The following is an 11,130-nucleotide window of genomic DNA, read 5'->3' as shown; positions in this document are numbered from 1 at the left end:
GCCGTGCGACGGCCCGGCCGACGGATCAGCTCTGGTGCGCCTCGTAGTGGGCGACCGCGTCCGCGGTGCGCCCGGCGCCGTACACCCGGAGGAACTCTGCCAGCTCCGGGTGGGTGGGGGCGAGGGAATCGGCGGCATCGATGATGTCGCCGGCGGCGGACACCGAGCGCAGCAGTGACTGGATCTCGCGCACCACCCGCTTCACCGTGGGCGCGCCCGAACTGGTCGCGGTCTGCGAGGTGTTGGTCAGCACGGAACCGCCCTGGGACTTCTTGATCTCGTCCATGCGGTCGGTGGCCTCGGCGGCGCTCACACTGCCGTCCGCGACCTGGCCCGCCAGCTCCTGGAGCAGCTGCACGCGCTGGACGACCGCGGGGTTGCCGATCTTCGCCCGCTGACCGCTCATCAGCTGCGACAGCATGGGTGCGGAGAGTCCGAGTACTCCGGCGAGACGCGCCTGGTTGAGGCCCAGATCATCGATGAGGCGACGGAAGAGCGCCCCCAGCGGCTCCCCGTACCAGTTCCGCTGGAGCTCCCGTGCTCTCGCGGTGGTGTCCTGCTGTGCGGCGTCCATTGCGTCTCCCCATCGCTTCCCCTAAGACCGTGCTTCGCTGCCGCGAACCACGTCGTGCATCTTACGGAGCGTGGTCGTCGACCGGGAGCCCCAATCCTTTTGCGGGATCAGGGGGGAGACCCGGTACTCTGGTCCCCGGTGCACGCCGGGAAGTGGTTCTTCCGGCGGCCGTGCCGTCAGCGGGGCCTTAGCTCAGTTGGTAGAGCGCTGTCTTTGCATGGCAGATGTCAGGGGTTCGACTCCCCTAGGCTCCACAGCGCAAAGCCCCTCTGAACTGCGGAAACGCAGTCCAGAGGGGCTTTTTCGTTGTCTGTGCCCTTACAGCGTGCCCTTACAGGGCGCCCTCACAGCGGCACGTCTGTCTGTGCTCTCACGTCGGCGCGCGGGCCGGGCCGCGATGTTTCACGTGAAACCGAGAGCCGAAACCGTCAGCCCCGCTTGTCGCGGTCCGCCGCCTCGGCCTCGGCTTCCGCCTGCTTGGCCTGGACCTCGGGGTCGAGGGCGGTCTGTGCGCTGCCGTCGACCGAGGTCAGCGGTGTGGTGGTGGCGGGGACCTCGGTGGCCTCCGGCGGCTCGACGAGCCAGTCGGGGTTGGCCTGCTTGTCCCACCACTTCCAGGCGGCGACGGCACCGCCCGCGAGCAGGCCGAACAGGACGAGCTTCTTGGCGACGCGTCCGTTCCTGGCCCGGCGCTCGTGCTTGCGGATGAGTCGCTGGACCTCCTTGGGCGAGACCTGTCCGCGCAGCGCGGCCAGGGCCGCACTGCTCCGGGCGGCGGCCTCTTCCCGTACGGGCTGGGCGACGGCCACCGCGTGCTCGATGCGGGGCTTCGAATAGTCCGCGGCCTGGCGCGCGGCCTTGCGGGTGCGGGCGGCGGCCTCCTGGGCGGCCTGGTCGACCTTCGGCGGCACGTGCGTGCGCGCCTGTTCGACGCGGGGGGCGACGTGGGCGCCGTACTGGACACGGGCCTGCTCGGCCGCTTGTGACACCTTGGGTGCGAGCCGTACGCGTGCCTCATGGGCGTACTGCGCGGCTCGGTCCTTGGCCGTGTCGGCGTATGGCGCCACCGCGTCCGCGGCGTGCCGCACGCTGTCCTTGGCCGAGCCGGTCGCGGCGCGCACGCTCTCGATGCGGGTCACGTGATCCTCCTCCTCGGTGGCGTATACGTATGTCACCTTTCCACCCTTTCAAGGATCATGCCTTCTGGAACGGCATCGGGCATGAGAGGGCGGGCATCCGGGTCATCACTGACTCCGGCCAATCGGTTTTCCCGGGTCAGCTGTGATCAATTCGCTCGAATGCTGCGTGATTCGGTGCAAGAAGAGCTCTTCGCCGACAATGCCACGGATCGCTGCGACGCGCGCCCACTCGGCGGCTACTCGTCCCAATCCGGTCCGTGGCAGGATCGGGGTGTCACAGAAGACAACGGAAGGCAGATCGTGGCTGAGCAGCTTTACGCCACCCTGAAGACCAACAACGGCGACATCGAGGTGCGGCTGCTGCCGAATCACGCGCCGAAGACGGTCAAGAACTTTGTGGAGCTCGCCCAGGGCGAGCGTGAGTGGACCCACCCGCAGACCGGTCAGAAGACCAAGGACCGTCTGTACGACGGCACGGTCTTCCACCGCGTCATCAGCGGCTTCATGATCCAGGGCGGCGACCCGCTGGGCAACGGCACGGGCGGTCCGGGCTACGAGTTCGAGGACGAGTTCCACCCGGACCTCGCCTTCGACAAGCCCTACCTCCTGGCCATGGCCAACGCCGGCCCGGGCACCAACGGCTCGCAGTTCTTCGTGACTGTGTCGCCGACCGCGTGGCTGACCCGCAAGCACACGATCTTCGGCGAGGTCACCGACGAGGCCAGCAAGAAGGTCGTGGACGCCATCGCGGCCACTCAGACCAACCCGCGCACCGACCGCCCGGTCAACGACGTGGTCATCGAGTCCGTGGTCATCGAGACCCGCGACGCCTGACCGACGCGTTCACGCGCGTCCCGCGCGCAGGTCCGCGAGGGAACCGAACCGCCCCGCCCATCCGTAAAGGAAGGGCGGGGCGGTGCGTTGCCACGTGTGCCGTCACAGTGCCTTCGTACGGAGAATGAGGGAACCCATGGACCAGGCGCCAGGCAGCCCGCAGGAGCCGCAGGGGGCGTCGGGCCTCCCCGGCTGCTACCGGCATCCCGATCGCGAGACCGGCATAACCTGCACTCGCTGCGAGCGGCCCATCTGCCCCGAGTGCATGATCAGTGCCTCGGTCGGCTTCCAGTGCCCGGACTGCGTCCGCGGCGGCTCGGGCACGGGCCACGCGCCGCAGGCCAACCAGCCGCGTACGGTCGCGGGCGGCACGATCGCCGCCGACCCCCGGCTGATCACCAAGATCCTGGTCGGTCTCAACCTCGCGCTGTTCCTGGTGCAGACGACGGTCGGGGACCGCTTCACCGATCGGTACGACCTGATCGGGCTGGCCTACGTACCGGATCTCGGCTCGATCGAGGGCGTGGCCGAGGGGCAGTGGTACCGCCTGGTCACCTCGATGTTCCTGCACAGCAGCGTCATGCACATCGCCTTCAACATGCTGAGCCTGTGGTGGATCGGCGGCCCGCTCGAAGCGGCGCTCGGCCGGGTCCGCTTTGTGGCGCTGTACCTGGCGTCGGGCCTCGCGGGCAGCGCGCTGACCTATCTGCTCGCCGCGCAGAACCAGCCCTCACTCGGGGCGTCCGGCGCCATCTTCGGTCTGTTCGGTGCCACCGCCATCCTGATGCGGCGGCTGAACTACGACATGCGGCCGGTCCTCGTCCTGCTGGCGATCAACCTGCTCATCACGGCCTTCTGGCCGAACATCGCCTGGCAGGCGCACGTGGGCGGACTCGTCGGCGGCCTGATCGTCGGCTACGCGATGGTGCACGCGCCGCGCGGGCGCCGGAACCTCGTGCAGTACGGGAGCTGTGCGCTGGTGCTGGTCGTGGCTGTGGTCATGGTCCTCGTCCGGACCGGTCAGCTCACCTGAAGTGACCCCGTTGTCCACAGCGGGTGGTGGATCCTGTGCAAGCTGTGGGGAACAACAGTGCCCCTTGTCGCTGACCTGGGTTTCCCCAGCAAGGACAAGGGGCGTGCGGCGGGGAGGGGAGCCGGTGGGCCAGTCACACCGGCGTCAACCGGCCGAGAGTTATCCACAGATCTTCAGACCTTTTCCCCATGTGGATAGCGCTGTGGATAACTAAGGCCATGCCTTGTGTGTGAGGCACCGACGTGCCTCACACCCGGCGGCCTACTTCCACTGCGTGGAGACGCCGAATCCCGCGGCGATGAAGCCGAAGCCGACCACGATGTTCCAGTTGCCGAGCGGATCGATCGGCAGCTTGCCGTCCGTGACATAGAAAACGACGATCCAGGCGAGGCCGATGAGGAACAGCGCCAGCATCACCGGAGCCACCCAGCTGCGATTCGTCAGCTTGATGTTCGTCGCCTGCTTCGCCGGCGGCGGCGTGTAGTCGTCTGCCTTCTTGCGGATACGTGACTTCGGCACGAGGGTCTCTCCTGTCGATGCGCTGCGTGGCCGCGCAGGTAACTGTCATGTGGCGCCGGGGCGGGGCTCCACGGGGAGCTGAGGCCTCCCCCAGGCGTCCGTTAGCGTAGTGCTTCCGCGGCGCTGAAGGAGATAAGGGTACGTTGAGCAATTCTGCCGACCCCCATGACGGTGCCGGTCGTCGCCCTCGGTGGCGCCCGGTTCGGGTGCTTACGGGTGCTGTTTTCGCCCTCGCCGGGCTGATCTTCTTCACCAGTTTCAACACGGCCAAGGGCACCAACATCCGTACCGACGCCTCCCTGCTGAAACTCTCCGACCTCATCCAGGAGCGCAGCCACAAGAACGGCGCCCTCGACGAGTCCAACGCCTCCCTGCGCGACGACGTCGAGGCCCTGGCCCAGCGCGACAACGGCGGCACCAAGGCCGACGACGCCCGGCTCAAGGCCCTGGAGGAGAACGCGGGCACCAAGAAGCTCAGCGGCCCGGCGGTCACCGTCACCCTCGCCGACGCCCCGCCCGACGCAGGCCCGAAACTGCCCGGCTACCCCGAGCCCCAGCCGAACGACCTGGTCATCCACCAGCAGGACCTGCAAGCCGTGGTCAACGCCCTGTGGCAGGGCGGCGCCAAGGGCATCAAGGTCATGGACCAGCGGCTGATCTCCACGAGCGCCGTGCGCTGCGTGGGCAACACGCTGATCCTCCAGGGCCGCGTCTACTCCCCGCCCTACAAGGTGACCGCGGTGGGCGACCCCGACAAGCTCAAGAGCGCCCTCACCGCCTCCCCCGAGATCCAGAACTACATGCTGTACGTCAACGCCTACGGGCTCGGCTGGAAAGTCGACGACGACGCGGCGGTGACTCTTCCCGGCTACTCGGGCACAGTGGATCTCCACTACGCGAAGCCCGTGGAGTAGCCGCCCCTGGGGGAGCCCGTGTCCGTGCGCGTGCTGGTCAGGACGTTCAGCGAACTGTGCATCACCGTCGGCGCCCTCATCGTGCTCTTCGTGGTCTACGTCCTCTACTGGACCGGCGTGCGGGCCGACAGCGCCATGGACGGCCAGCTCGACGAGCTGCGGGACCGCTGGGCGCGGGACTCCGTGGACGACGCCCCGACCACCGATGGCCCGCCCGATGAACCGCTCCCCTACAAGGACGGCAAGGCCTTCGCCGTCATGTACATCCCGCGGTTCGGTTTCACGTGGAACAAGCCCGTGCTCCAGGGCACCGGCACCGACGTGCTCAAGAAGGGCCTCGGCCACTACGCTTCCACCGCCCGGCTCGGGCAGAAGGGCAACTTCGCCGTGGCCGGCCACCGCCGCACCTACGGCGACCCCTTCAAGGACGTCCCTGAGCTGCGGCCGAACGACCCCGTCATCCTCACCGACGGCACGACGTGGTTCACGTACCGCGTCGACAGGAGGCCCTACAGGACGCTCCCCGACGACGTCGGGGTCATCGATCCCGTGCCGCGCGGATCGGGCTTCGACGGCCCGGGCCGCTACCTGACCCTCACGACCTGCGAACCGGAGTGGGGCCACAGCCACCGGCTGATCGTCTGGGCGCGGCTGGACGCCACCCAGCCCGTGGAGGCCGGGAAACCGGCGGCACTGCGCCGCTAGTCTGGTGCCGTACGGCAGGGGAGGACCGGCGCCGTACGCGACGGAAGGGACGGCATGTACGGCTGGATCTGGCGGCATCTGCCGGGAAACGCATGGGTGAGGGCAGTGATTTCACTGGTGCTCGTCTTGGCCGTGGTCTATGTGCTGTTCCAGTACGTCTTCCCGTGGGCCGAGCCGCTGCTGCCCTTCAACGACGTCACCGTGGACGGCCAGTGAGCGCCGCCGGCGGCGACCGCAGCCGCGTCCTGGTCGTCGACAACTACGACAGCTTCGTCTTCAACCTCGTCCAGTATCTGTACCAGCTCGGCGCCGAGTGCGAGGTCCGCCGCAACGACGAGGTCGTGCCGGAGCACGCGCAGGACGGCTTCGACGGCGTCCTGCTCTCGCCCGGCCCCGGCACCCCGGAGCAGGCGGGTGTCTGCGTGGAGATGGTGCGGCACTGCGCCGCCACCGGCGTGCCCGTCTTCGGCGTCTGCCTCGGCATGCAGTCGATGGCCGTGGCATACGGCGGCGTCGTCGGCCGCGCCCCCGAGCTGCTGCACGGCAAGACCTCGCTCGTACGCCACGAGGGCAAGGGCGTCTTCGCGGGCCTGCCGTCGCCGTTCACCGCGACCCGCTACCACTCGCTCGCCGCCGAGCCCGCCACCGTCCCGGCCGAGCTGGAGGTCACGGCCCGCACCGAGGACGGCATCATCATGGGCGTGCGCCACCGGGAACTCCCCGTCGAGGGCGTGCAGTTCCACCCGGAGTCCGTGCTGACCGAGCACGGCCACCTCATGCTGGCCAACTGGCTCGTGGAGTGCGGCGACACCGGCGCCGTCGGACGTTCGAGCGGGCTCGCCCCGGTGGTGGGCAGGGCCACGGCGTGACCGCCCTGCGCCCCGGGCGCGACCCTTCCGGAGCCCCGCACGACGCGAACGCCGCGTACGGGGACGCCGGGGGTGCGCGCGGGGGCGCCGGGAGCGCCGAGAGTGCCGGGGGCGTCGAGAGTGCTGGGGGTGCCGGGGGTGTCGACGGCGCCGGGGACGTCGCGCGGGGCGACGCGGAGCTCGAAGCCGCCGTCGACGACCTCACCGATCCGCTGACGGACCCGCTGCCGGGCCAGCACCCCTCGCCGTGGTTCCGCAGCGGCCCGGCCTCGGAGCCCCAGCCGAAGCCCCGGCCCGAGATCCGGACCGAGTCCCGGCCCGAGCCCCCGTCCGAGCCTCATCAGGGGCAGCGCCCGCGGGTGCCCCGGGCCTCCCGGGAACCGCAGGCCACGCCCGAACCCACGTATGAGCAGCTCTACGGCGCCTACTCCCCGCAGCAGGCGGCCGCTGCCGCCACCCCGCCCTCGCCCAGGTCCGCGACGCCGCCGTACGAACCGATACGCCGGGACGACGAGACGGTCGGTCTGCGCACCGTCGACACGCGCCGGGCGGCGGCCGGGCCGGAGAGCCACGGCCTCACGGAGACCACCCGCCCCCTCAAGCCCGTCCGTTCCACGGAGCCCGTCCGTCCCCCCGAGCCCGTCCGTCCCGCGGAAGGCCGGGCGGCGCGGCGCAAGGCCGCCAAGAAGGGCGGCAGACGCCCCGTACAGGCGAGTCCGGCCCTCGGCGCCCCTCTGTCCCGGGTGGAGGCCCGCCGCGCCGAGCGGGCCCGCAGGCCGTCGGCGGGCACGGTGATCAGCAGGGGGCTCGGCGAGGTCTTCATCACCCTGGGCGTGCTGATGCTGCTCTTCGTCACGTACCAGCTGTGGTGGACGAACATCAGGGCCCAGCAGCAGGCCGACGGCGCCGCGCACGACCTGCAGAGCGAGTGGGCCAAGGGCAAGGGCAAACCGGGCACGTTCGAACCGGGCCAGGGCTTCGCCCTGCTGCACATCCCGAAGCTGGACGTCGTCGTGCCGGTGGCCGAGGGCATCGACAAGCACAAGGTCCTCGACCGCGGCATGGTCGGCCACTACAACGAGGGCGTCACGAAGACGGCGATGCCGGACGCCGATCCGGGCAACTTCGCGGTGGCGGGCCACCGCAACACCCATGGCGAACCGTTCCGCTACATCAACCGTCTCGAACCGGGCGACCCCATCGTCGTCGAGACGCAGGACACGTACTTCGTCTACAAGATGGCGAACATCCTGCCGCAGACGAATCCGAGCAACACGAGTGTGATCGGTCCCGTGCCGCCCGGTTCGGGCTTCACGAAACCCGGCCGCTACATCACACTGACCACTTGCACCCCGGAGTTCACGAGTAAGTACCGGATGATCGTCTGGGGCAAGATGGCCGAGGAACGGCCGCGCAGCAAGGGCAAGCCGAGCGCGCTCGTCAACTAGAAGTGTGAGAACGGGGCAGAACCAGTGGCAGCCACGACCGACGACGACGAGCAGCAGGCCGAGGCGCCCGCAACGGACTCCACGCCCGATCCCACCCCGGATTCCTCGACGGCTTCCGGGACGGATTCCACGACGGGGCCCGCTCCGGATTCCGCGCCGGCCCCCGCGCCGCGGCGTCGGGGCCGTGGGCCCGTCGCCATGGCGGTCAGCGTCTTCGGTGAACTCCTCATCACCGCGGGCCTCGTCCTCGGTCTCTTCGTCGTCTACTCCCTGTGGTGGACCAACGTCATCGCCGACCGCGAGGCGAACAAGCAGGGCGACCGCGTCCGCGACCGCTGGGCGGGCGGGCCGGGGAACATCGACACCAAGGACGGCATCGGCTTCCTCCACGTGCCCGCGATGGGCGGCGGCGAGGTGCTGGTCAAGGAGGGCACCAGCCACAAGGTGCTCAACGACGGCGTCGCGGGCTACTACAAGGACCCGATCAAGTCGGCCCTCCCCGAGGACAAGGAAGGAAACTTCACGCTGGCCGCGCACCGCGACGGGCACGGCGCGAAGTTCCACAAGATCGACAAGATCAAGAAGGGCGACGCGATCATCTACGAGTCGCGTGACAAGTGGTACGTGTACAAGGTGTACGCGACGCTGCCCGAGACCTCGAAGTACAACGTGAAGGTCCTCAAGCCCATCCCGAAGGAATCGGGCGCGAAGAAGCCGGGCCGCTACATCACGCTGACGACGTGCACGCCGGTCTACACCTCCAACTACCGCTACGTCGTCTGGGGCGAGCTGGAGCGGATCGAGAAGGTCGACAACAAGCGCACGCCGCCGGCGGAGCTGCGGTGACCGACCGGCCGAGCCTCGCGTGCGACAGGCCGGTACGACCGACCTAGCGTACGACCGACCTCGCGTACGACAGACCCTCGCGTACGACAGACCCTCGCGTACGACAGACCCTCGCGTACGACAGGCCCCGCGTACGACGGAGCCCCGGTGACCGTTCCATGGTCACCGGGGCTCCGTCGTGCTCACGGGGCTCGGTCAGTCGTCGTCCCAGCCGTGCCCGTCGCGGTTGTCGCGGTGCGACATGCCGCCGATGAAGCCGCCGCCTCCGTCGTCTCCACCGCCGCCGTTGTCGCCGTTGTCGCCGCCGCTGCCGCCCGCGGTGGTCAGGTTGACCGCGGTGCCCGGCTCGACCTTCTCGCCCGCGTTGGGCTGCGGCAGGACCACGATGGCGTCGTCATCCTGCGGCCCGGTGATGTTGCCGACGGTCAGACCGGCGTCCTCGATGGCCTTCCGGGCGTCCTTGAGCTTCTGCCCGGCGAGGGAGGGGACAGTGGTCTCCTCCGGCTTCTTCGCGACCTGGACGGTCACGGTGGAGTCGGGGTCGACGGACGTGCCGGCCGCGGGCGTGGTCTGGATGACCTTGCCCTCCTCGACGTCGCCGCTGGCCACGTCCTGGCGGCTGGCCACCAGGTCGTTCGCCTCGATCTGCTGCTTGGCCTCTTCCCACGTCTTGCCGTTGACACTGGGAACGACGGACTGCTGCTTCTTCTTGGCGATCTCCAGGGTGATCGTGCTGCCCTTCTGCACCTCGGAGCCGGACGCCGGGTCCTGGTCGAGGACCTGGTTCGGCGTGACAGTGGACTCCACGGGCTTGGGCTTGACGACGAGCTGGTACTTGTCGGCCTCCAGCTTCTCCGTGGCCTCCTCGATGTCCAGGCCGATCACGTTCGGCACCGCCACCTTGGGCGCACCGGTCGACACCGTCACCGTGACGGTGTCGCCCTTCTCGACCTTCGCGTCCGCTCCCGGGTCCTGCTCGCAGATCTCGCCCTTCGGGTACTTCTCGCAGGGCTCGCGCTTGCCGACCTCGATCTCCAGACCGACGTTGTTCGCCGACTCCCGGGCTTCCTTCACCGTCTCACCGACGAAGTTGGGGGCCTCCAGCGAATCGTCACCCCCGCCGTTCCCCGTGAACGCCCACTTGCCGATCAGGATCGCGCCGACCAGGACGAGGATGCCCGCGATGATCAGCAGCCACGTCGACATGTTGGATTTCTTCTGGCGGCGGCCACGGCCGTTCTCGTCGTAGCCGTAACCTCCGTCGTCCGGGTTGACCGGCGGCAGCATGGACGTCGGGGCGCCGCCGCCCTGCGGGCGCAGCATCGCCGTCTGCTGGTCGGCCCCATAGCCGTCGGCCCCGCCGTAGCCGACCGCGCCCATGGCGGCGGTGGCCGCGACCGGCTGGCCGTCGAGGCAGGCCTCGATGTCGGCGCGCATCTCGTCGGCCGACTGGTAGCGGTAGTCGGGGTCCTTGGTGAGGGCCTTCAGCACGATGGCGTCCATCTCCGGAGTGATCTCTCCGTCGAAGACGCTGGGAGCCTGGGGCTCCTCACGCACGTGCTGGTAGGCGACCGCGACCGGGGAGTCCCCGACGAACGGCGGCCGGACGGTGAGCAGTTCGTAGAGCAGGCAGCCCGTGGAGTAGAGGTCGGAGCGGGCGTCGACCTGCTCGCCCTTGGCCTGCTCGGGCGAGAGGTACTGCGCCGTGCCGATGACCGCCGCCGTCTGCGTCATGGTCATGCCGGACTCGCCCATGGCGCGGGCGATGCCGAAGTCCATGACCTTGACCTGGCCGTTGCGCGTCAGCATGACGTTCGCCGGCTTGATGTCACGGTGGACGATGCCGCTGCGGTGGGAGTACTCCAGGGCCTGGAGGATGCCGATCGTCATCTCCATGGCCCGCTCGGGCAGCAGCTTGCGACCGGAGTGCAGCAGCTCACGCAGGGTCGAGCCGTCGACGTACTCCATCACGATGTACGGGATGGAGACCCCGTCCACGTAGTCCTCGCCGGTGTCGTAGACCGCGACGATGGCCGGGTGGTTGAGTGAGGCGGCAGACTGGGCCTCACGGCGGAACCGGGCCTGGAACGACGGGTCGCGGGCGAGGTCGACTCGCAGCGTCTTCACCGCCACGGTGCGACCGAGGCGGGTGTCGTGCGCGAGGTAGACCTCCGCCATCCCACCACGGCCGAGCACCTGGCCCAGCTCGTACCGGCCGCCGAGGCGACGCGGCTCTTCCATAGCTAATC

11 protein-coding genes and 1 tRNA gene are annotated in these 11,130 nt (G+C 69.3%); 8 read left to right on the top strand and 4 right to left on the bottom strand.

From position 1 onward, the window contains the following. Positions 1-25 precede the first annotated feature (25 nt). Positions 26-574: a helix-turn-helix domain-containing protein gene (locus DCW30_RS10935; RefSeq protein ID WP_062774381.1), complete on the bottom strand. Its 549-nt coding sequence runs from the start codon at positions 572-574 to the stop codon at positions 26-28. A gap of 181 nt (positions 575-755) precedes the next feature. Between DCW30_RS10935 and DCW30_RS10930 the strand changes: the two genes are divergently transcribed. After that, positions 756-828 (top strand) — tRNA-Ala (locus DCW30_RS10930). 174 nt (positions 829-1,002) lie between these two features. On the opposite strand, the gene DCW30_RS10925 is transcribed toward DCW30_RS10930, so the two are convergent. Beyond that, the gene (locus tag DCW30_RS10925) at positions 1,003-1,713 is read right to left on the bottom strand and encodes a DUF5324 family protein (protein ID WP_076685322.1); all 711 of its coding nucleotides are present in this window, start codon (positions 1,711-1,713) and stop codon (positions 1,003-1,005) included. 300 nt (positions 1,714-2,013) lie between these two features. On the opposite strand from DCW30_RS10925, the gene DCW30_RS10920 reads away from it, so the two are divergent. Together DCW30_RS10920 and DCW30_RS10915 are read left to right on the top strand one after the other, a co-directional pair. Continuing rightward, positions 2,014-2,547 carry a peptidylprolyl isomerase gene (locus DCW30_RS10920; RefSeq protein WP_062774386.1) on the top strand — a complete coding sequence of 178 codons (534 nt, stop codon included), beginning with the start codon at positions 2,014-2,016 and terminating at the stop codon, positions 2,545-2,547. Positions 2,548-2,683: 136 nt separating this feature from the next. Then, positions 2,684-3,580, top strand: coding sequence for a rhomboid family intramembrane serine protease (locus DCW30_RS10915; RefSeq protein WP_076685321.1), 897 nt, complete (start codon positions 2,684-2,686; stop codon positions 3,578-3,580). A gap of 261 nt (positions 3,581-3,841) precedes the next feature. Here DCW30_RS10915 and crgA read toward each other — a convergent pair whose 3' ends face one another. Next, the gene (gene crgA / locus DCW30_RS10910) at positions 3,842-4,099 is read right to left on the bottom strand and encodes a cell division protein CrgA (RefSeq protein WP_062774390.1); all 258 of its coding nucleotides are present in this window, start codon (positions 4,097-4,099) and stop codon (positions 3,842-3,844) included. 143 nt (positions 4,100-4,242) lie between these two features. On the opposite strand from crgA, the gene DCW30_RS10905 reads away from it, so the two are divergent. The 5 genes from DCW30_RS10905 to DCW30_RS10880 all read left to right on the top strand — a co-directional run bounded on the left by DCW30_RS10905 (position 4,243) and on the right by DCW30_RS10880 (position 8,881). Continuing rightward, positions 4,243-5,013, top strand: a complete 771-nt coding sequence (locus DCW30_RS10905; RefSeq protein ID WP_062774393.1) for a DUF881 domain-containing protein — start codon at positions 4,243-4,245, stop codon at positions 5,011-5,013. 24 nt (positions 5,014-5,037) lie between these two features. Then, positions 5,038-5,718: a class E sortase gene (locus DCW30_RS10900; protein ID WP_076689082.1), complete on the top strand. Its 681-nt coding sequence runs from the start codon at positions 5,038-5,040 to the stop codon at positions 5,716-5,718. A 212-nt stretch (positions 5,719-5,930) separates the two neighbouring features. Continuing rightward, positions 5,931-6,587: an aminodeoxychorismate/anthranilate synthase component II gene (locus tag DCW30_RS10890; RefSeq protein WP_076685320.1), complete on the top strand. Its 657-nt coding sequence runs from the start codon at positions 5,931-5,933 to the stop codon at positions 6,585-6,587. Between the two features lie 212 nt (positions 6,588-6,799). Further along, entirely contained in the window at positions 6,800-8,035 is a 1,236-nt protein-coding gene (locus DCW30_RS10885; protein WP_237283558.1) for a class E sortase, read from the top strand. A gap of 24 nt (positions 8,036-8,059) precedes the next feature. Continuing rightward, positions 8,060-8,881 carry a class E sortase gene (locus tag DCW30_RS10880; RefSeq protein WP_076685318.1) on the top strand — a complete coding sequence of 274 codons (822 nt, stop codon included), beginning with the start codon at positions 8,060-8,062 and terminating at the stop codon, positions 8,879-8,881. Positions 8,882-9,076: 195 nt separating this feature from the next. Here DCW30_RS10880 and pknB read toward each other — a convergent pair whose 3' ends face one another. Beyond that, positions 9,077-11,122 (bottom strand): Stk1 family PASTA domain-containing Ser/Thr kinase, encoded by a 2,046-nt coding sequence (gene pknB / locus DCW30_RS10875; protein ID WP_062774401.1) that lies wholly within the window; start codon positions 11,120-11,122, stop codon positions 9,077-9,079. Between the last annotated feature and the right edge of the window lie 8 nt (positions 11,123-11,130).

Origin of the sequence: Streptomyces alfalfae, from assembly GCF_004127445.1 — a bacterium.
In the GTDB taxonomy this organism is placed as follows: Bacteria; Actinomycetota; Actinomycetes; order Streptomycetales; family Streptomycetaceae; genus Streptomyces; species Streptomyces alfalfae.
Note: the sequence above shows the minus strand (reverse complement) of the source record. Positions and strands in the feature narration are given on the sequence as shown.

Excerpts from the sequence above, each read along its gene's own strand:
- pknB (WP_062774401.1), bottom strand. The coding sequence starts at position 11,122 with ATGGAAGAGCCGCGTCGCCTCGGCGGCCGGTACGAGCTGGGCCAGGTG.
- DCW30_RS10915 (WP_076685321.1), top strand. The coding sequence starts at position 2,684 with ATGGACCAGGCGCCAGGCAGCCCGCAGGAGCCGCAGGGGGCGTCGGGC.
- DCW30_RS10935 (WP_062774381.1), bottom strand. The coding sequence starts at position 574 with ATGGACGCCGCACAGCAGGACACCACCGCGAGAGCACGGGAGCTCCAG.